The organism is Micromonospora sp. DT178 (genome assembly GCF_049841695.1).
Classification (GTDB): domain Bacteria; phylum Actinomycetota; class Actinomycetes; order Mycobacteriales; family Micromonosporaceae; genus Micromonospora.
The window spans coordinates 179,101-198,866 of record NZ_JBNCKV010000014.1; the positions used below are offsets into that span (position 1 = coordinate 179,101).

Below are 19,766 nucleotides of genomic sequence, written 5' to 3' on the forward strand. Positions count from 1 at the left end.
CCGGGACGTCGTCGACGATCTCGCTCACTGTGCTGCCTCTACGGGATCGGCCGGCCGACGGTCAGTGACCGCTCTCGCCGGGGGCCGGGACGTGGATGATCAGAGCGTCGCCCTGGCCGCCGCCGCCGCAGAGCGCCGCCGCGCCCGTGCCGCCGCCCCGGCGCTTGAGCTCCAGCGCGAGGGTGAGCACCAGCCGGGCGCCGGACATGCCGATGGGGTGGCCCAGCGCGATCGCCCCGCCGTTGACGTTGACCTTGTCCGGGCTGACCCCGAGGTCACGGGTGGACTGGATGCCGACCTGGGCGAACGCCTCGTTGATCTCGATGAGGTCCAGGTCCTCGATGCCGAGCCCGCCCTTCTTGAGCGCGTGCTGGATCGCGTTGGACGGCTGCGAGTGCAGGGAGTTGTCCGGGCCCGCGACGTTGCCGTGCGCGCCGATCTCGGCCAGCCAGGTCAGCCCCAGCTCCTTGGCCTTGGCCTTGCTCATGACGACCACCGCGGCGGCGCCGTCGGAGATCGGCGAGGAGGTGCCGGCGGTGATCGTGCCGTCCTTGGCGAACGCCGGGCGCAGCTTCGCCAGCGACTCGACGGTGGTGTCCGGGCGGATCCCCTCGTCCTCGCTGATCACCAGCGGGTCGCCCTTGCGCTGCGGGATGACCACCGGGGTGATCTCGTCGGCGAAGTGGCCGTTCTTCTGCGCGGCGGCGGCCCGCTGGTGGCTGGCCGCGGCGAACGCGTCCTGCTCCTCGCGGGTGATGCCGTGCCGTCCGTTGTGCCGCTCGGTGGACTCGCCCATCGCGCAGCTGTCCCAGGCGTCGGTGAGCCCGTCGAGCGCCATGTGGTCCTTGACCACCACGTCGCCGTACTTGTAGCCGCCGCGCTGGCCGAGCAGCAGGTGCGGGGCGTTGGTCATCGACTCCATGCCGCCGGCGACGACGATGTCGAACTCGCCGGCGCGGATCAGCTGGTCGGCCAGGGCGATCGCGTCCAGGCCGGAGAGGCAGACCTTGTTGACGGTCAGCGCCGGCACGGACATCGGGATGCCGGCCTCGACCGCCGCCTGGCGGGCCGGGATCTGCCCGGCGCCGGCCTGGAGCACCTGCCCCATGATCACGTACTGGACCTGGTCGGGGGCGACGCCGGCGCGCTCCAGCGCCGCCTTGATCGCCACGCCGCCGAGTTTGGTCGCCGGGAGGTCCTTGAGGTTGCCCAGCAGGCGCCCCATCGGGGTCCGCGCGCCGCTGACGATCACCGAAGCCATGCCTGCCTCCGAGGGGGTGCCGACCTGTACGCCTTAACGATTGTTCGGTCAGACTAACGCCATGGCTGAGAACTCCCCCGCCGAGACCGCTGCCGACTATGTCACAGACATCGGCCTGCGCCGCATCGACCACGTCGGGGTCGCCGTCGCCGACCTGGACGCCGCGATCGACTTCTACCAGCGCACCTTCGGGATGCGCTGCGTGCACACCGAGGTGAACGCCGAACAGGGCGTACGCGAGGCGATGCTCGCCGTCGGCCCGGACGCCGAGGGCGGCTGCGTGCAGCTGCTCGCCCCGCTGACCCCGGAGTCGACCATCGCCAAGTTCCTCGACAAGAAGGGCCCGGGCGTGCAGCAGGTGGCGTACACCGTCGAGGACATCGACGCCGCCTGCGCGAAGCTGCGCGAGCGGGGCGTGAAGCTGCTCTACGACACCCCGAAGCGCGGCACCGCCAACTCGCGGGTCAACTTCGTCCACCCGAAGGACGCCGGCGGGGTGCTGGTCGAACTCGTCGAGCCCGCCGCCGGGCACTGACCCCCACCTCCGGCCCCCGCCGACCGGGCGGGGGCCGGAGCCCACTCCCCCCGCCGAGCGCGCCGGTGCGTGGTTCCACCGCCGCCCGGACAGCACCACGCATCGTCCAATGCAGTTTTTCACAGAGGACTTCCGGCCCTACCTACTGTTCAGTAACGTCCCGCCCCACAGGAGCGCGGCCGGTACCGGATGTGTCGGACACCGACATGGCGGTGCGCCGCACCGACGCCGACGATGGCAGCACCCAGGCCCGCGTGGGCGGGGTGCGGACGAACGGGAGGTCGACGTGCAGGACATCCTCGAAGCGATCATGGCGGCGGAGGGATCCGACCAACCGGAACGGGAGCTCGCCGGAATCGCCGGCCTGCCGGTACCCGAGTCGTACCGCGGCGTGGTGGTGCGCGCCGACGAGACCCGGATGTTCGACGGCCTGGCCACCCGGGACAAGGACCCGCGCAAGGCGCTGCACGTGCAGGAGGTGCCGACGCCGGAGCTCGGGCCGGGCGAGGCGCTGGTCGCGGTGATGGCGAGCGCGATCAACTACAACACGGTCTGGACCAGCATCTTCGAGCCGCTGCCGACCTTCAAGTTCCTCCAGCGCTACGGCCGGATCTCGGAGCTGACCCGCCGGCACGACCTGCCGTACCACGTGGTGGGCTCGGACGCGGCCGGCGTGGTGCTGCGCACCGGGTCCGGCGTGACCCGGTGGAAGGCCGGCGACGAGGTCGTCGCGCACTGCCTCTCCGTCGAGCTGGAGGACGCGGCCGGGCACGACGACACCATGCTGGACCCGCAGCAGCGGATCTGGGGCTTCGAGACCAACTTCGGCGGCCTCGCCGAGCTGTGCGTGGTCAAGGCCAACCAGCTGATGCCCAAGCCGCGCCACCTGAGCTGGGAGGAGGCGGCCAGCCCCGGGCTGGTCAACTCGACCGCGTACCGGCAGCTGGTGTCGCACCACGGGGCGAACATGAAGCAGGGCGACGTGGTGCTGATCTGGGGCGCCTCCGGCGGCCTGGGCGGCTACGCCACCCAGATGGCGCTCAACGGCGGGGCGATCCCGGTCTGCGTGGTCTCCTCCCCTGACAAGGCGGAGCTGTGCCGGCGGATGGGCGCCGAGCTGGTCATCGACCGGGCCGCCGAGGGATTCCGGTTCTGGAAGGACGAGCAGACCCAGGACCAGGACGAGTGGCGGCGCTTCGGCGAGCGGATCCGGGAGCTGACCGGCGGCGATGACCCGGACATCGTCTTCGAGCACCCGGGCCGGGAGACCTTCGGTGCGAGCGTCTACGTGGCCAAGCGCGGCGGCACCATCGTCACCTGCGCCTCCACCAGCGGTTTCCAGCACCAGTACGACAACCGCTACCTCTGGATGCACCTCAAGCGGATCGTCGGCAGCCACTTCGCCAACTACCGGGAGGCGTGGGAGGCCAACCGGCTGGTGGCGCTGGGCAGGATCCACCCCACGGTGTCCAAGACCTACGCGCTGGAGCAGACCGGCCAGGCCGCGTATGAGGTGCACCGCAACGCGCACCAGGGCAAGGTGGGCGTCCGCTGCCTCGCCCCGTCGGACGGGCTCGGCGTACGCGACCGCGAGCTGCGCTCCCGGCACGAGGACGCGATCAACCGGTTCCGCGGTCACTGACCCGACGGATGAGGCGCCGTCGACCATTGCGGTGAACGGCGATTGCCTTTCCGCCGGGCCGTCGGACGCTCATTCGAGTGACCCGCGCCATGACACGACAAAGGGCCGCGGGGTGCTCCCGCGGCCCTTTTCCGATGTCACGCTCCGTGCCGTCCGACCCGCCCGGGACCTGCCAAGATCGGCGATCTGTCCGGCCATCGGCGGACCCGCAGTTGACCATGTAAAGAGGACACGAAAGCTCGGCACCGCTCTTGCGAAGCACCCTGGGGGGTCTGCGAGTATGTCCCAATGCCCCAGCAGTCCTCCCCTCTTGCGTTCTTCGATAACGCGAACTCGCAGCCCGATTTCACCGTTGGCCTGCGCGGCTACAACACCCACCAGGTCGATGACTTCATCGGCCGGATGACGGCCGCGCTGACCCAGTCCGAGCAGGCCCGCGCCGAGGCCGAGCAGCGGATGAACGACGCCCAGCGCCGCCTGCGCCAGGCCGAGCAGCGCATGAGCGCGCTGGAGCAGAAGCTCGCCGACACCAACAAGCAGCTCGAGGAGAACAGCCGGCCCACCCTCTCGGGCCTCGGCACCCGCGTCGAGCAGATCCTCCGGCTGGCCGAGGAGCAGGCCAACGACCACCGCAACGAGGCCAAGCGGGAGTCGGAGGGCATCCTCTCCGCCGCCCGCCTCGAGGCGCGCGAGATCACCGACAAGGCGCGCGCCGAGGCGGCGGCCATGAAGGCCAACGCCGAGCGGGAGGCGGGCAGCGTCCGCACCGCCGCCGAGCGCGAGGCCGCCGAGGTCCGCGTCCAGGCCCGGCGCGAGGCCGACACGCTGCGCGCCGACGCCGACCGGGAGACCAAGCAGCTGCGCACGGTCACCGCCCACGAGGTCGCCGAGCTGAAGTCCACCGTCGAGCGCGAGGTCGCCACCCTGCGGGCCACCGCCGAGCGGGAGATCACCCAGCAGCGGGCGAAGGCCGCCCGCGAGGCCGAGGAGAAGCGCGCCGAGGCGACCAAGCTGCTCACCGACGCCCGCGACAAGCGCGACAAGGACCTCCAGGCCTTGGAGCTCCAGCTCGCCGAGCGCCGGGAGAAGGCCGAGCGCGAGGAGTCCGAGCGGCACGCCGCGCAGGTCGCCCAGACCCAGAAGCTGGTCGGCGAGGCCGAGCAGCGGGCGCACGCCGCGCAGGAGCGGGCCAAGGAGATCGAGCAGCGCGCCGAGGCCCGCCGGGTCGAGTCGGAGCGCACCGCCAACGAGACGGTCGACAAGGCCAAGGCGCTGGCCGACAAGACGCTCACCGAGGCGAAGGCCGAGGCGAACCGCCTGCTCACCGAGGCCCGCACCGAGGCCGAGCTGACCACCCAGGCGGCCCGCCGCGAGGTCGAGGACCTCACCCGGCAGAAGGACGCCGTCACCTCGCAGCTCGGCCAGATGCTCTCCGGCCTCGCCGGCATCGTGCCGGGCGTGCCCGCCCAGCCGCCGGCCGCACAGGCCAAGCCGGAGGCGAAGAAGGCCGACAACGCCGACGAGCGGGTGGCCGCGGAGACCGCCAACTGACCCAACCGACCCACCCGACCGGGGCATGATCCGCGGCGCGGGGTGACACCGGGTGACCGGTGCGCCCCGCGCCGTATGCGTTTTCCCGTAAAGCGAATTGCCCGGGCGTGTCAGTAGTGAAGTAGGTCCTATCCGGGGCGTCCGTATCGCCCCAGCCGGACGGGTTGCGTGTGAGGATGGGGGCATGTCGCACGGCGAGGAACTGTTCGCTCTCGGCGGGGACGTGACCACGGAGCCCAGCTTCGAGTCCGCTCTGCGGGGGTACGAGAAACGACAGGTCGACCGGTACGTCGCTCGCGCGGAGCACGAGATCGCGGCCTTGGCGGCCGAGCGGGAACAGGCCTACACACAGATCCACAAGCTGGCCGGCCAGGTCGAGGTGCTCCAACGCGACCTCGCCCAGGCGCGCAAGTCGTCCGGGGGGCTCGAGAACGTCTCCTACCGGCACCTCGGCCCGCGGGTGGAGCAGATCCTCACCCTCGCCGAGGAGCAGGCCGACGCGATCCTGGGCGCCGCCAACGAGGAGATCGAGGCTCGCCGGGCGGCCGCCGAGCACATCGTCGAGGAGGCCCGCGAGCAGGCCGCCACCGCCCTCAAGGACTTCGAGATCGCGCTGGCCGCCCGCCGGACGGAGGAGGAGCGGCACACCGCGGCCCGCAAGGCCGAGGCGGACGCCGCCGTCCGGACGGCCAAGGACGAGGCCGCCCGGCTCCGCAAGGCCGCCCAGGAGGCGCTGGCGAAGGCCCAGCAGGAGGCCACCCAGCTGCGGGACGCTGCCAAGGAGATCCACCACCGGGCCCAGCAGGAGGCGACCAAGCTGCGCGAGGCCGCCAAGGAGGTGCACGCCAAGGCGCAGCAGGAGGCCACCCAGCTGCGCGAGGCCGCCAAGGAGGTGCACGCCAAGGCCCAACAGGAGTCCAGGCGCCTGGTCGACCAGGCCACCGAGGCGGGCCGGGCCACCCACGCCAAGGCGCAGCGCGACGCCAAGCAGATCATCGACGACGCCGCCGACGCCGGCCGGGCCACCCGGGAGAAGGCCCGCCAGGAGGCGGAGCGGCTGACCACCCAGGCGGCCGAGACGGCCAAGCGCAACCGCGCCGAGACCGAGGCGTACGTGCAGCGGATGCGCACCGAGACCGAGGCGTACGTGCAGCACGCCAGGGCCCAGACGCAGCAGGAGCTCGGCGCCTGGCGGGCCGGGGTGGAGCAGGAGGTCAACAGCCGGCGCGAGGCCGCGGACCGCGAGCTGACCCAGCGCCGCGCGGCGGCCGAGCAGGAGTTCACCAAGCGCCGCGAGGAGCTGGAACAGCAGTACAAGACCCGGCTCGCCGAGCTGGAGAAGCAGCACACGAGCCGGCACGACGAGCTGGAGTCCGGGTTCGAGGCGCGCCGCGCCACGCTGGAGGCGGAGTACACCGCCCGGAAGAACGAGATCGAGCAGGGTGCCGCCGCCGTCCGCCAGGCCGCCGAGCAGGACGCGCTGACGATGCGCCGGCAGGCCGAGGAGGAGGCCGCGGCGCTGCTCGGCCGGGCCGAGTCGGAGGCGACCGACAAGCGCCGCAAGGCCGACGAGCACGTGGCGACGTCGCGCCGGCAGTTCGAGGAGTACGCGGCCACGACGCAGCAGCACCTGGCCACCACCCAGCAGCACCTCGCCGCCACGCAGCAGGAGGCCGCCGCCAGCCGTCAGCAGCTCGCCCAGGTGATGCTGGAGATCGCCCAGGCCCAGCAGGAGCTGGCCGACCTGCGGCAGGAGACCTGGAAGTCCCGGCAGGAGTCCGACGAGCTCCAGCGGCAGGTGGCGGAGCTGCGGTTGGGCCTGCTCGGCGCGGCCGACCGGCCGGGCGGGACGGACGGCGCCGTCGCCCCGGTGGTGGCGGACGGCAAGCCGACGCCGGCCACGGCGAACGGCGGCAGGCCCCGCCCCGACGCGGACAAGTCCCCGGCCGACAAGCCCTCGGCGGGAGCGGACGCGACGGACAAGGCCCTGGCGGAAGCGGGCACGGGCGCGGCCACTGCGGGCGCGGCCACTGCCCCGTCGGGAGCAGGCGCGGCCACTGCGGGCGCGGCCACTGCGGACAAGACCCCGGCGGGAGCGGGCTCCCCGGACAAGGCCCCGGTCGGCGCGGCCGGGGCGACGGGCTCCGCGGCGGCCGGGTCCCCCTCGGGCGGCAAGCCCGCCGCCGGCAAGGTGGAGCCGGAGGACGCCGGGCAGCCGGCCAAGGGCCGGATCGAGCCGGCCGACGCCGGGCGGCCGGCCAACGGCAAGGCCACCGTGACCACCGTCGACGGGGGCACGGCCAGTGCCGGCGTGGACGGGGAGCCGACCGTGGCGGCGGTGCCCGGCGAAGGGGGCCGGGACGCCACCCCGACGAAGATCACCAGCACCGGCGAGAACGGCAAGCGCCCGGCGAAGCCGACCACCGACGAGCGCAGCGCCAAGCCGAGCAAGGTCGTCGTGGAGAAGGACTGACCGCTCCACCGCCCCGGTCGCCTGGCAGATCTTGGAAGAATCGGGCCCCTCCAGGGGCCGTCCCTTTCCAAGATCTCAGGACTCGACCCTGCCCGCACCCAAAGGGCGCGGAGGGGCGGCGGTGGGCGGTCCCGGTGGCGCGGGTCGGGCCCGGCGACACGGTCCGGTCCGGGTGGCACGGCCAGGTCCCGGTGGCACGGCCAAGTCGGTCGGGTCGGGTCGGGCGACACGGTCGGGCCGGGCGACACGTCGGGTCGGGCGACAGGTCGGGGTGGGCCTGCAGCGTACGCTCCCGGGTGGGATCCGCCGACGTGAGCCGTGATCGGGCCGTCCAGCGGGAGTCGATCAGGGAGGTCCGATGGCAGACGACGGACTGACGGCGCCGAGCGGCGACCGGGAGCCCGGCAGCGCCCCCGGACCGGCCGACAGGAACCGGAAGCCGGAGCACGCCACCGCGCCGGAGCACGCCGCCTCGCCCGAACACACCACCTCGCCCGGGCACACCACCGCGCCGGAGCACGCCGCCGCTCCCGAACAGGCCGACAGGACGACGGACACGACGCACACAACGGGCACGACGGGCACGACGGGCACGGCGGGCGGCGGCGGGCCGGCGGCGAACGGATCGGGCCGGTTCGGCACGCCGGGGCGGCCGCTGAAGCGCAGCAGCTTCCTGGTCGGCTTCACCGGCGCGGCCGGGGTGCTGCTCGCGTACGCCCTCTATCTGGGCCTGCGCAACGCGGCCGGCATCCTGGTCCTGGTGGTCATCGCGCTCTTCCTCGCCGTCGGCCTGCATCCCGCGGTGGTCCGGTTGCGGTCCTGGGGGCTGCCGCACGGGATCGCCGTGGCGGTGGTCGCGCTGACGGTCGTGCTGCTGCTCTGCGGTGGCGTGTTCGCCCTGGTGCCGCCGATCGTCACCCAGAGCGGGCAGTTCATCGAGCAGCTGCCCAGCTACCTGGAGGCGTTGCGCCGCAACGAGACGGTCAACGACCTGGTGGTCCGGTACGACCTGATGGAGCGGTTGCAGAACGCGGCGAACGCGAACACGGTCGGGCAGGCCCTCGGCGGGGTGCTCGGCGGCGCCCAGCTGGTCTTCGGCACGGTCTTCCGGGGGCTGACCGTGCTGGTGCTGACCATCTACTTCCTGGCCTACTTCGACCGGCTGCGCGACCTGGGCTACTCGCTGGTGCCCCGCTCGCGCCGGGAGCGGGTGCAGCTCATCGGGGACGAGATCCTGACCAAGGTGGGCGCGTACATGGTCGGCGCGCTCAGCATCGCGGTGCTGGCCGGGATCTCCACGTACGTGTTCGCACTGATCGTCGGGCTGCCGTACCCGTTCGCGCTGGCCGTGGTGGTCGCGGTGACGGACCTGATCCCGCAGATCGGCGCGACCCTGGGCGCGGTGATCGTCAGCCTGGTCGGTTTCGCCACGGACCTGCCGATCGGCATCGCCTGTGCGGTGTTCTTCCTGATCTACCAGCAGGTGGAGAACTACCTGATCTATCCCAAGATCATGCGCCGGTCGGTATCGGTCAACGAGGTGGCCGCCCTGGTGGCCGCCCTGCTCGGGGTCTCCCTGCTGGGGGTGGTGGGCGCGCTGATCGCGATCCCGGCGGTGGCCGCGCTCCAGCTCATCCTGCGGGAGGTGGTCCTGCCCCGGCAGGAGTCCCGCTGACCCCGCCCGGCCCGGTCGGTCGCGGTGGACCGGTCGGTCTGGTCCGCGACGGGAGCGCGGGGCGGAGGGTGGGTCAGCCGGCCTGGCCGGCGGGCGGGCCGGGCACCGGGCGGTCCGCGAAGGAGGCCACCGTGCGGTCGGCGTACGCGCTGACGTCGCCGGTCTCCATCGGGCCGTCCCAGGTGGTCGGCAGCGGCACGGCGGCGGCCGGGTTGACCCGGCGGACCACCTCGTCCAGCACGGTCTCGGCGTCGCCGACCCAGAGGTGCTTAGCGCCGGGCACCCCGACCACCTCGGCCTGCGGCACCGCCGCGAAGCGCTCCCGGGCCTCGTCGGGTCGCAGGTAGTCGTCGAACTCGGGCACCAGCGCGGTCAGCGGCTTGCCGGACTCCGCCCAGTGCTCCAGGTCCGCCGGGGCGGAGAAGCGCAGCGGCGGGGAGAGCAGGATCGCCCCGACAACGGCCGGGTCGCAGCCGTACTTGAGGGTCAGGTCGGTGCCGAACGACCAGCCGAGCAGCCAGACGTTCGGCAGCTCGTGGAACTCGGCGTACTCGATGGCGGCGGCGACGTCGAAGCGCTCGCCGACCGCGTTGTCGAAGGCCCCCTCGCTGGTGCCGCGCAGGCTGCTGGTCCCCCGGGTGTTGAAGCGGAGCACCGCCAGGTCGGCCAGGGCCGGCAGCCGCCACGCCGCCTTGCGGAACACGTGGCTGTCCATCATCCCGCCGTGCGTCGGCAGCGGGTGCAGGCAGACGAGGGTGCCCACCGGCTCACGGTCCAGCGGCCGGGCCAGCTCGCCGACCAGCCGCAGACCGTCCGCGGTGTGCAGCTCGATGTCCTCGCGGTGCCCGGGCAGGATGGAGGACGCGCGGATCGGTGTGCTCACCCCACCAGTCTCGCCGGTGCGGCCGGGAACCGCCGGGCGGGGCGGAAACAGCGTGATCCAGATCGCTCAGCCGTAGCGGGGAGCGCCGCGACCGCGCTGGACGACCGGCCCGCGCCGGTCCCGGGCCCGCCAGCACCCGCTGTGCCAGTGCCGCCGGTCGGTCAGGTCGCCCCGCCCGTCCGCCGGCCACGCCACCAGGTGCGCCACCCCGGGCCGGATCTCCTGGTCGCAGCCCGGACAGCGGTACGTCTTGGTGGAGGCGCCGCCGCTGATCCCGCGTACCTGCCAGTCGCCGTCGCGCCACTGCTGCACCGAGGCGACGCCTTGGCGGACCCGGTCGGAGTCGAGGTGCGCGGCGTCATCGCGGCGGGGTCGGTTGCGACGGGGGCTCACGCTTGCCAAGCGTACGTGCCGGCGGCGGGGCCGACCCGGGGCGGGCGGGCCGGCCCCCGACTCCGGTCAGTCCCAGGTTCGCGGGTCGGTGAGGTCCGGGGCGACCTGCGCCCCGCCCAGCACGACGGCGGCGTCCGCCTCGGTGAAGCCCTGGCTCGGCCAGCCGAAGCGGGCCGTCAGGTGCGCCTTCGGGAAGCCGAGCAGTTCCAGCTCGTCCCCCTTCGGGTAGAGGTAGGCCGCCCGGCCGCCGATCGTCCGGTTTCCTTCGGCGCGGCTGCCGGCCATCTCGCTGTGGTACTGCAACCGCACCTGCATCCAGCGCTCCCCGGGCCGGGTGACGCGCAGCAGGACGTCGAGCGAATCCGGGAAGCCGATCGCGTTCACCTCACAGCCCGCGAGCCCGGCGTCCGGCGGCAGCACGCCCAGCCGCAGCGGGGACGCGCACCGGTGTACCGCGTCGAGGCGCAGCGCCGACCGTGCCGTCCGCAGCACCGAACCGTCGTCGGCCACCGTGTAGACCCGCGCGTACAGCCCGGGGACCGGCTGCCAGCGTAGGAACCACCCGGGCTGCGCGCCGGGCCCGGGCGAGGGCACCTGCCGCACCTGGCCGTCGAAGGCATCGGCGCCCGCCGGCGCGGCCGGGTAGGTCATCCCCTCGTGGCGCATGTCCTCCACCGCCTCGGCTGTCCGGGCAAGGTCGAACGCGACCTGCCGGCCACCGCCGAGATCGAGGCGGGCGCCCTCCGCCCCGGCGACGGACTGCCAGGTGAGCCAGCGGGCCCGGGCCGGGTCGACCGTGAAGTGCAGCAGATGCGGGTCGCTGCCGACAAGGTCGGGCTGGGCGGCGGCGCCGGGTACCCCGTGCACCCGGGCCGGCGCGGCGACGGCGACCGCCGGCTCGGCGCCCGGCCACCGTGGTCCGGGCACCGGCCCGAGAGCGCCGGCGCCGGCGAACCCGAGCACGGCCACGACCCCCAGCGCGCTGCCCGCGCCGATGCGGCGGCGTCGGCGACGGACACGCCCCCGGGCCACCGCCCGCGCGGTGAGCCGGTCCGTGTCGACCGTTCCCTCGGCGCGCTCCCGCAGCGTCCGTACGATCCGCTGGTCGAGGTCGGTCACGGTCGGCTCCCGTTCGTCGTCGGGACGCCGCAGCGCTCCCGGAGATTTGTGAGCGCCCGCATGGCGTGGGTGCGGACGGTGACCGGCGAGCAGCCGAGGATCTGGGCGATGGTCGCGTCGTCGAGGTCCTCGTAGTAGCGCAGCACGAGCACCGCCCGCTGGCGGACCGGCAGCGCGAGGACGAGCCGCCACATCGCGTCCCGGTCGGCCGTCTCGCCGCTCAGGTCGCCGTGCTGCGGGCGTTCCGCGAAGTCGGCGACGGCCAGTTCGCGGTTCGTGCGCCGGCGCCACCAGGAGTTGTTGGCGTTGACCAGCATCCGGCGCACGTACACGTCCGGCCGGTCCGCCCTGGCGATCCTCCGCCAGTGCACGTACGCGCGGGCCAGGACGTCCTGGGTGAGGTCCTCGGCGCGATGCTCGTCCCCCGTCAGCAGCCGGGCCAGCCGCATCAGGGCGGGACCTCGGCTGCTGACGTACTCCTCGAAGGTCACACCACCCAGACGCCGTCACCGGCCCGAGGTGTTGACCCGTTCAGCGACGGGTGTGGTCGCGGAAGCCGCGGCCGCTCTTGCGGCCCAGGTAGCCGGCCGTGACGAGGTGCTCCAGCAGCGGCGCGGGCGCGAAGCCCGGCTCGCGCAGCTCCAGGTAGAGCTCGCGCTGGATGGCCAGCGAGACGTCCAGGCCGACCACGTCGAGCAGCTCGAACGGGCCCATCGGGTAGCCGCAGCCCAGCTTCATCGCGTGGTCGATGTCGTCGGCGGTGGAGTAGCTCGCCTCCAGCATCTTCACCGCGTCGTTGAGGTACGGGAAGAGCAGCGCGTTGACGATGAAGCCGGACCGGTCGCCGCAGACCACACCCGTCTTGCCCAGCCCGGCACAGACCGCGCGGGCGGTGGCGGTGGTCTCCGCCGAGGTGCGGATGGTCTCCACGATCTCGACCAGCGGCATGACCGGCGCCGGGTTGAAGAAGTGCAGCCCGACCACGTCGGCGGGCCGCTGGGTGGCCATCGCGACGTCGATCACCGGCAGCGAGGAGGTGGTGGTGGCGAGCACGACGCCCGGCTTGCAGATCTCGTCGAGGCTGGCGAAGAGGGCCTTCTTGACGCTCAGCTCCTCGACCACGGCCTCGACGACGAGGTCGACGTCGGCGAGGTGGTCCAGGGTGGCCGACCAGTTGATCCGGCCGAGCGCGGCGTCCCGGTCGGCCTCGCCGAGCTTGCCGCGCACCACGCCCTTGTTGAGCGAGGTCCTGACCGCCTCGAAGACCTTGGCGGACTTCTCCGCGCCCCGGGTCACCGAGACGACCTCGTAGCCGGCCTTCGCGAAGACCTCGATGATGCCGGTGGCCATCGTTCCGGACCCGACGACGCCGACCTTCGCGATCGCGGCGGCACCGCCGAGCGCGGCCTCCGACGCCACCGGCGTCTGCTCGTCGGGTACGACGACCGGGGAGCCCGGCCGCTCGTAGGTGTAGAAGCCCCGGCCGGACTTGCGGCCGAGGAGCCCGGCGGTGACCATCTGCTTGATCAGCGGCACCGGGGCGTGCCGGCGGTCGCGCCCGCCGCGCCGGTACATGGTGTCCAGGATCTCGTACGCGGTGTCCAGGCCGATCAGGTCCATCAGCGCCAGCGGGCCCATCGGCAGGCCGCAGCCGAGCTTCATGGCCGCGTCGATGTCCTCGCGGGTGGCGTAGTGCGACTCGAACATGCCGACGGCGTGGTTGAGGTAGCCGAAGAGCAGCGCGTTGGCGATGAAGCCGGCCCGGTCGCTGATGGTGACGTCGACCTTGCCCAGCCGCTTGCAGAGCGCCTCCACGTCGGCGACCACGTCGGCGGAGGTGACCACCGTCCGGACCACCTCGACCAGCTTCATCACCGGGGCCGGGTTGAAGAAGTGGATGCCGATCACCTGGTTGGGCCGGCTGGTGGCGACGGAGATCTCGGTGACGCTGAGCGACGAGGTGTTGGTGGCCAGGATCGCCTCGGGCTTGCAGACCCGGTCCAGCTCGGCGAAGATCCGCTGCTTGAGGTCCAGGTGCTCGGGCACCGCCTCGACGACCAGGTCCACCGAGTGCAGCGCGTCCAGCCCGACGGCGAACCGTACGCGGCTCAGCAGCGCGTCCCGGTCGGCCTCGGCGAGCTTGCCCTTGGCCACGGCCCGGTCCGTCGACCCGGTGAGGATGGCCCGGCCGCGTTCCAGTGCGTCCTCGGAGATCTCCACCGCGACGACGTCGACCCCGTTGCGCGCGAAGACCTCGACGATGCCGGCACCCATGGTGCCCAGACCCACAACGCCCACGCTGGTGAAATCACGCGCCACGACCAGCCTCCTCAATGCTCCGCACGGCCGCGTTAACGACCATTAAGGTTATGCGCGCGAGTCTGCCACGTGACGCTGAGTTGTCGAGGCGCCGTGGGAAATTTCACGAGCCCAGCGGGCTGCGCGCGCCGCCCGGCGGGGCCGGTCGACTCACCGTCGGTCGGCTCGCCGCATCGGTCGGGCTCGCCCGCCGATCAACCCGCCGCCTCGGTCAACCTCAGCAGCTCGACGCCTCGGTCAACCTCAGCAGCTCGACGCCTCGGTCAGCCTCAGCAGTTCGGCGACGAACTCGGCCGGCCGCTCCAGGTGCGGGCTGTGCCCGCAGCCGGGCAGCAGCACCTCGCGGTACGCCCCGCCGGCCGCCGCGTAACGCTCCAGCACCGCCCGGGTCTGCGCCACCATCGGCTGCGCGGGGCAGGCCGCCTCCCCCGGCCAGCCGGGCACCACGCCCAGCGAGCCCAGGTGGGCCAGGTCCATCATCGCGGTGTCCGAGACGATCACGTCGGCGTCCCCGTGGACCCAGGTGACCGGCGGCTTCCCGGCCACGGCGACCAGTTCGTCGGCGATCCGGAAGTGCGCCGGGGAGAGGGCGTTGAGCACGCCGCGCCGCCCCGGGGCGGTGCCGGGCCAGTTCGCCGAGGCCACCGCCGTACCGGGGTAGTTGTCGTCACCGATCGCGGTGGAGAGGAGGCTGTCCAGCAGCAGTTCCTCGTCGTCGCCGAGCGAGGCCGGGTCCGCCACGTAGGTGGCCCGCAACACGGCGCGCGGGCTGGTCGGGCTGTCCACGCCCCGGTCGCCGGCGGCCAGCCACTTGACGAAGTCCCTGTTGGCGGTGCCGCCGCCGGTGCCGGCGAAGTCGGGGGTGGTCGGCGTCCCCGTCAGGTCCCGGGTGCCGCCGTAGCCGTACGGCGAGACCGGCGCGGCGAGCAGCAGCGCGCCCACCCGGTCGGGGTGGTCGACGAGCAGTCGCATGGCCACCCCGCCGCCGAGCGAGTGGCCGACCACCACCGGCCGCGCGCCGGGGGCGAAGAGGGACGGCTCGTCGAGCAGCGCGGCGACGTCGTCGGCGAAGTCGCGCAGCCCTCGGGTCGCGTCAACTCCGACGGTGTCGGTCAGCCCATAGCCGCGCAGGTCGGGCGCGACCACCCGGAGGGTGGCCGGCAGCCGCCGCACCAGCGGCTCCCAGAAGGCCGCCGACGAGCAGTTGCCGTGGATCAGCAGTACGGGAACGCCGTCCGGCGGACCGGCCACCCGTACCGCCTGGGTGATCCCGTTCGCCGACACCTGCCGCTGTCCGGTCTCCATCCGCCGGATGCTGCCACGGGGGCGCCGGACGCGTCCATGGGCCGGCCCGCCACCTTCCACCACCGGGAGGTGTGCGCCGGCATCCGCCGTCGGCCCCGGTCAGGACGGCGCGGACAACACCGCCGGAACCGCCGCCGGCGGCACCGCGCCGACGCCCGGCGCGGACAACACCGCCGGGACCGGCACCGCGTCGACGCCCGGCGCGGCCGGGGCCGCGATCGGCAACGGCAGGGTCGGGCGGCGGTCCCGGCGCGGCCCGTTGAAGCTGAAGCCCACCGGGTCGGTACGCGCCACGCCCGGGTCGTAGACGCGCAGCTCGGTGCGGCCGAGCCGGATCACGTCGCCGTCGGCCAGCCGCTCCACGCCGGTGATCCGCCGGTCGTTCAGCCAGGTGCCGTTGGTGGAACCCAGATCCGCCAGGGCAGCGCCTTCGCCCGTCAGCCAGACCTCGGCGTGCCGGCGGCTCAGGTGGGCGTCGTGCACCATTATGTCGGCGGTCGGCGCCCGGCCGATAACCTGCCGCTCAGGGCCCACCCGGACACTCAGCCCCCGCATCGCCCCACCGGCCACCGTCAACAACGGTCTCAGTTCCGGATGTTCCTCCATGGAAAGTCAGCCTCCACCCCGCGCGGTCACCCCACGCGTCAGCCTGCCATCACACGGTAGTCGCCCTCCACCGCCGCGTGGTCACCTGCGCGCCCCCGGCCGGACACCTCGCGTTCGGCGGTTCGGCGCGCTCCGGCGGAAGAATCATCACAAGTCCGGCCGACCCTCGTCCACCCCGTCCCACCGCCACCCGGCCGGTCCGGCGGGCGGGACCGGGCCACCGCGGCCCTACCGGCGAGTAATTCTCGGGTCTAGACTTCCGCCATGACGGCTGTACGTGTCCCGGGCACCCCGGTCATCGAGGACGGTCGGCTGGTGTCGACGAGCCCGGCGACCGGCGCGGAGGCCGGACGCCTGCCGGTCGCCACCGCGGAGGACGTGGGGCGGGCCGTCGACCGGGCCCGAGCGGCCGGACAGTGGTGGGCCGGGCTCGGCTTCGGCGGGCGCAGGGAGCGGCTGCTGCGCTGGCGCAGCCTCCTCGCCCGACGGATCGAGGAGATCGCCGAGCTGGTGCACGTCGAGGGCGGCAAGCCGGTCGCCGACGCCGTCGTCGAACTCGTCACCGCCGTCGAGCACGTCGACTGGGCGGCCCGCAACGCCGGCCGGGTGCTGGGCCCCCGCCGGGTCCGCTCGCGGCTCGTCCTGGCCGAGTTCTCCGCCCACCTCGAATACCAGCCGTACGGCGTCGTCGGCGTGATCGGCCCGTGGAACTACCCCGTCTTCACCCCGATCGGCTCCGCCGCGTACGCGCTGGCGGCGGGGAACGCGGTGGTGCTGAAGCCCAGCGAGTACACCCCCGTCGTCGGGCAGTGGCTGGTCGACACGTTCGCCGAGGTGGTGCCGGAGCAGCCGGTGTTCACCGCGGTGCACGGGCTCGGCGACGTCGGGGCGGCGCTCTGCCGCTCCGGGGTGGACAAGGTGGCCTTCACCGGCTCGTCCGCCACCGCGCGGAAGGTGATGGCGGCCTGCGCCGAGTCGCTGACGCCGGTGCTGCTGGAGGCGGGCGGCAAGGACGCGATGATCGTCGACGCCGACGCCGACCTGGACGCCGCCGCCGAGGCGTGCGTCTGGGGCGCGCTGACCAACGCCGGCCAGACCTGCATCGGCATCGAACGGGTCTACGCGGTCGAGCCGGTCTTCGACGCCTTCGTCGGCAAGGTCGTCGAGCGGGCCGGCCGGTTGACCGTCGGCCCGGACGACGCGGACATCGGGCCGATCACCATGCCGAGCCAGGTCGACGTGATCCGCCGGCACATCGACGACGCGCTGGCCCGGGGCGGCCGGGCCGTGCTCGGCGGGGCCGACGCGGTGCAGCCGCCCTACGTACGGCCGACCGTGCTGGTGGACGTCCCGGAGGACTCCGCCGCCGTACGCGAGGAGACGTTCGGTCCGACCCTGACCATCAACCGGGTCCGCGACGCCGACGAGGCCGTCGCCCGGGCCAACGCCCTGTCGTACGGCCTGGGGGGCTCGGTCTTCGGCCGGCGGCACGCGGTGGCGATCGCCCGGCGGCTGCGCTCGGGCATGGCGTCGGTGAACTCGGCGTTGACCTTCGCCGGGATGTCCACCCTGCCGTTCGGCGGCGTCGGCGACTCCGGCTTCGGGCGCATCCACGGCGAGGACGGGCTGCGCGAGTTCAGCCGCGCCAAGGCCATCACCCGGCGGCGGGCCCGGTCGCTGCTGCCCTCGACGACCTTCGAGCGGACGCCGGCCGACGTCGCCCGGCTCGTGAAGGCCATCAAGGTCATGTACGGCAGGTGACTGTCGGATAACCGATCATGAATGCCCGCGCGTGTGTCCAACGTGGTGGGAGCGGTACATTGCGTTAAATGCGCCCCCATCGATTGCGCTTCCACCTCGTCGACAGTGACCGGTCGTGGAGTGCCCGGCAGCGCCGTCGCCGCGCCGACTGGCTGGCCCGCACCTTCCCCGACCTGGAGAAGATGCACATCATCGACCTGGGTGGCCGGCTCGGCACCTGGACCCGCGCCGACGTGCGGCCGGCTCGCGTACACGTGGTCAACCTGGAGCGACCGCCCACGGACGTCCCGGAGTGGGCGGAGGTCGACCGGGCCGACGCCTGCGACCTGCCGGCCCGGATCACCGGGCGCCGCTACGACCTGGTCTTCTCCAACTCCGTGCTGGAGCACGTCGGGGGGCACGAGCGGCGGCTGCGCTTCGCCGACGCCGTGCGCAGTCTCGGCGACCGGCACTGGGTGCAGACGCCCTACCGCTACTTCCCCATCGAGCCACACTGGATCGCGCCGGGGATGCAGTTCCTTCCCGTGCGGCTGCGGACCGCGTTCGCCCGCCGCTGGCCGCTCGGGCACAAGCCGACCCGCAGCCACGAGGCCGCCCTGCACCAGGTGCTCTGGACGGAACTGCTCGACCGCTCGCAGATGCGGCACTACTTCCCCGACTCGCGGATCCTCGTCGAGCGGGTGGCCGGCCTGCCCAAGTCGCTGATCGCCGTCCACGCGGACGGCCCGCCGGAGCCGCCCCGCTGACCTGCGGCGGACCGGCCTCCGACGGCGGGCGGCCCGTCAGAAGAGGGTGAGCTCGTCGCGCTCGATGCCGCGCAGCCTGTCGTAGTTCACGACCACGCAGCGGATGCCCCGGTCCGTGGCGAGCACCCGGGCCTGCGGCTTGATCTCCTGCGCGGCGAAGACCCCGGCGACCGGGGCGAGCAGCGGGTCGCGGTTGAGCAGTTCGAGGTACCGGGTCAGCTGCTCCACGCCGTCGATCTCGCCCCGGCGCTTCACCTCGACGGCGACGGTGCCGGACGCGGCGTCCCGGCAGAGCAGGTCGACCGGGCCGATCGCCGTCATGTACTCCCGGCGGATCAGCGTGAACCCCTCACCGAGGGTCTCCGGGTTGGCCGCCAGCAGCTCCTGGAGGTGCGCCTCCACACCGTCCTTGCGCAGGCCCGGATCGACGCCCAGCTCGTACGAGGTGTCCTGGAAGATCTCCTCCAGGGTGATCCGCAGTTCCTCGCCCGCCTTGTTGACGACCCGCCAGACGCCGGGGGCCTCCTCCAACCGGCAGGGCGGGCTCATCCAGTTCAACGGCTTGTACGCCCGGTCGTCGGCATGGATCGACACCGACCCGTCCGCCTTCACCATGAGCAACCGGGTGGCCGGCGGCAGGTGGGCCGAGAGCCGTCCGACATAGTCCACCGAGCACTTCGCAATGACCAACCGCACCCGACGAGGGTAGCCGAGACCCCGGCCCGCGCCACCGAGCGGCACTGGCGCGCCGGTGCGATGCTGAGACGGTGCTCGAAGTTCTCACCGGTACCGGTCTCGCCGCCTCGGCGGGGCTGAACGCGTACATCCCCCTGCTCACCATGGGCCTGCTGGCCCGCTACACCAGCCTGATCGAACTGCCCGGCGGGTGGCAGTGGCTGGGCAACGGCTGGGTGATCGCGATCCTGGCGGTGCTGCTGGTCGTCGAGGTCGTCGCCGACAAGGTCCCGGTGGTCGACCACGTCAACGACGTCGTGCAGACCGTGGTCCGGCCGACCGCCGGCGGCCTGGCGTTCGGCGCCGGCTCGTCGTCGGAAACGGTGACGGTGAGCGACCCGGGCAGCTTCTTCTCGTCCAACCAGTGGGTCCCCGTGGTGACCGGGGTGGTGATCGCCCTCGGCGTACACCTGTTGAAGTCCGCCGCCCGACCGGTCATCAACGCGACCACGGCCGGCGTCGGCGCACCCGTGGCCAGCACCGCCGAGGACGCCACCAGCGTGGCCATGTCGGTGGTGGCGATCATCCTGCCGGTGCTGGTGCTGGCGTTCCTGCTCGGGCTGGTCGTCTTCGTCTTCTGGTTCATCCGACGCCGCTCCGACCGCCGCCGCGAGCGTCAGGCGGCGCGGGCCGCCGGCTTCCGCGTCTGACGACTCCGGACATGCCGCTGGCCGGCACCCCGGGTGGGGTGCCGGCCAGCGGCGTTCATGTCTTGCTGTCAGCTGTTCCAGTGCTCGGCGACGAGGTCGGCGGCCTGCTGCT

Annotated in this window: 17 protein-coding genes; 8 read left to right on the forward strand and 9 right to left on the reverse strand. The window is 73.2% G+C overall.

Features of this window, described 5'->3' with window-relative positions; genetic code table 11:
- Positions 1 to 61: 61 nt before the first annotated feature.
- Positions 62 to 1,261, reverse strand: coding sequence for an acetyl-CoA C-acetyltransferase (locus ACLQ22_RS23815; RefSeq protein ID WP_425694260.1), 1,200 nt, complete (start codon positions 1,259 to 1,261; stop codon positions 62 to 64).
- Between the two features lie 61 nt (positions 1,262 to 1,322).
- Between ACLQ22_RS23815 and mce the strand changes: the two genes are divergently transcribed.
- The 5 genes from mce to ACLQ22_RS23840 all read left to right on the forward strand — a co-directional run bounded on the left by mce (position 1,323) and on the right by ACLQ22_RS23840 (position 9,137).
- Positions 1,323 to 1,796, forward strand: coding sequence for a methylmalonyl-CoA epimerase (mce, locus tag ACLQ22_RS23820; protein ID WP_425694261.1), 474 nt, complete (start codon positions 1,323 to 1,325; stop codon positions 1,794 to 1,796).
- 286 nt (positions 1,797 to 2,082) lie between these two features.
- The gene (gene ccrA, locus ACLQ22_RS23825; protein ID WP_425694262.1) at positions 2,083 to 3,438 is read left to right on the forward strand and encodes a crotonyl-CoA carboxylase/reductase; all 1,356 of its coding nucleotides are present in this window, start codon (positions 2,083 to 2,085) and stop codon (positions 3,436 to 3,438) included.
- Positions 3,439 to 3,726: 288 nt separating this feature from the next.
- Positions 3,727 to 4,989, forward strand: a complete 1,263-nt coding sequence (locus ACLQ22_RS23830) for a cell division protein DivIVA (RefSeq protein ID WP_425694263.1) — start codon at positions 3,727 to 3,729, stop codon at positions 4,987 to 4,989.
- Positions 4,990 to 5,173: 184 nt separating this feature from the next.
- The gene (locus ACLQ22_RS23835) at positions 5,174 to 7,462 is read left to right on the forward strand and encodes a hypothetical protein (RefSeq protein ID WP_425694264.1); all 2,289 of its coding nucleotides are present in this window, start codon (positions 5,174 to 5,176) and stop codon (positions 7,460 to 7,462) included.
- Positions 7,463 to 7,820: 358 nt separating this feature from the next.
- On the forward strand, positions 7,821 to 9,137 hold the full coding sequence (locus ACLQ22_RS23840) for an AI-2E family transporter (protein ID WP_425694265.1): 1,317 nt from the start codon (positions 7,821 to 7,823) through the stop codon (positions 9,135 to 9,137).
- 73 nt (positions 9,138 to 9,210) lie between these two features.
- Here the strand turns inward: ACLQ22_RS23840 and ACLQ22_RS23845 are convergent, their stop codons facing one another.
- The 7 genes from ACLQ22_RS23845 to ACLQ22_RS23875 form a co-directional block, all read right to left on the reverse strand.
- Positions 9,211 to 10,020: an alpha/beta hydrolase gene (locus tag ACLQ22_RS23845; protein WP_334605541.1), complete on the reverse strand. Its 810-nt coding sequence runs from the start codon at positions 10,018 to 10,020 to the stop codon at positions 9,211 to 9,213.
- A gap of 66 nt (positions 10,021 to 10,086) precedes the next feature.
- A complete protein-coding gene (locus ACLQ22_RS23850; RefSeq protein WP_357723595.1) occupies positions 10,087 to 10,413 on the reverse strand; it encodes a hypothetical protein in 327 nt (108 codons plus the stop codon).
- A 66-nt stretch (positions 10,414 to 10,479) separates the two neighbouring features.
- Positions 10,480 to 11,532 (reverse strand): hypothetical protein, encoded by a 1,053-nt coding sequence (locus ACLQ22_RS23855; protein ID WP_425694266.1) that lies wholly within the window; start codon positions 11,530 to 11,532, stop codon positions 10,480 to 10,482.
- Positions 11,529 to 12,023: a SigE family RNA polymerase sigma factor gene (locus ACLQ22_RS23860; protein ID WP_425694267.1), complete on the reverse strand. Its 495-nt coding sequence runs from the start codon at positions 12,021 to 12,023 to the stop codon at positions 11,529 to 11,531. Before ACLQ22_RS23860 ends, ACLQ22_RS23855 begins: the two co-directional genes overlap by 4 nt.
- Before the next feature lie 40 nt (positions 12,024 to 12,063).
- Positions 12,064 to 13,851, reverse strand: a complete 1,788-nt coding sequence (locus ACLQ22_RS23865) for a 3-hydroxyacyl-CoA dehydrogenase family protein (protein ID WP_425694268.1) — start codon at positions 13,849 to 13,851, stop codon at positions 12,064 to 12,066.
- A 243-nt stretch (positions 13,852 to 14,094) separates the two neighbouring features.
- Positions 14,095 to 15,156: an alpha/beta fold hydrolase gene (locus tag ACLQ22_RS23870; protein WP_425694269.1), complete on the reverse strand. Its 1,062-nt coding sequence runs from the start codon at positions 15,154 to 15,156 to the stop codon at positions 14,095 to 14,097.
- A 99-nt stretch (positions 15,157 to 15,255) separates the two neighbouring features.
- Complete coding sequence (locus tag ACLQ22_RS23875; protein WP_425694270.1) at positions 15,256 to 15,762, reverse strand: FHA domain-containing protein; 507 nt, start codon at positions 15,760 to 15,762, stop codon at positions 15,256 to 15,258.
- 264 nt (positions 15,763 to 16,026) lie between these two features.
- On the opposite strand from ACLQ22_RS23875, the gene ACLQ22_RS23880 reads away from it, so the two are divergent.
- Both ACLQ22_RS23880 and ACLQ22_RS23885 read left to right on the forward strand, forming a co-directional pair.
- Positions 16,027 to 17,523: an aldehyde dehydrogenase family protein gene (locus ACLQ22_RS23880; protein ID WP_425694271.1), complete on the forward strand. Its 1,497-nt coding sequence runs from the start codon at positions 16,027 to 16,029 to the stop codon at positions 17,521 to 17,523.
- Positions 17,524 to 17,591: 68 nt separating this feature from the next.
- Positions 17,592 to 18,269, forward strand: a complete 678-nt coding sequence (locus ACLQ22_RS23885) for a methyltransferase domain-containing protein (protein WP_425694272.1) — start codon at positions 17,592 to 17,594, stop codon at positions 18,267 to 18,269.
- 36 nt (positions 18,270 to 18,305) lie between these two features.
- Here the strand turns inward: ACLQ22_RS23885 and nucS are convergent, their stop codons facing one another.
- A complete protein-coding gene (gene nucS, locus ACLQ22_RS23890) occupies positions 18,306 to 18,965 on the reverse strand; it encodes an endonuclease NucS (protein WP_392999063.1) in 660 nt (219 codons plus the stop codon).
- Positions 18,966 to 19,036: 71 nt separating this feature from the next.
- On the opposite strand from nucS, the gene ACLQ22_RS23895 reads away from it, so the two are divergent.
- Positions 19,037 to 19,654, forward strand: a complete 618-nt coding sequence (locus ACLQ22_RS23895; RefSeq protein WP_425694273.1) for a DUF4126 domain-containing protein — start codon at positions 19,037 to 19,039, stop codon at positions 19,652 to 19,654.
- Positions 19,655 to 19,766: the final 112 nt, after the last annotated feature.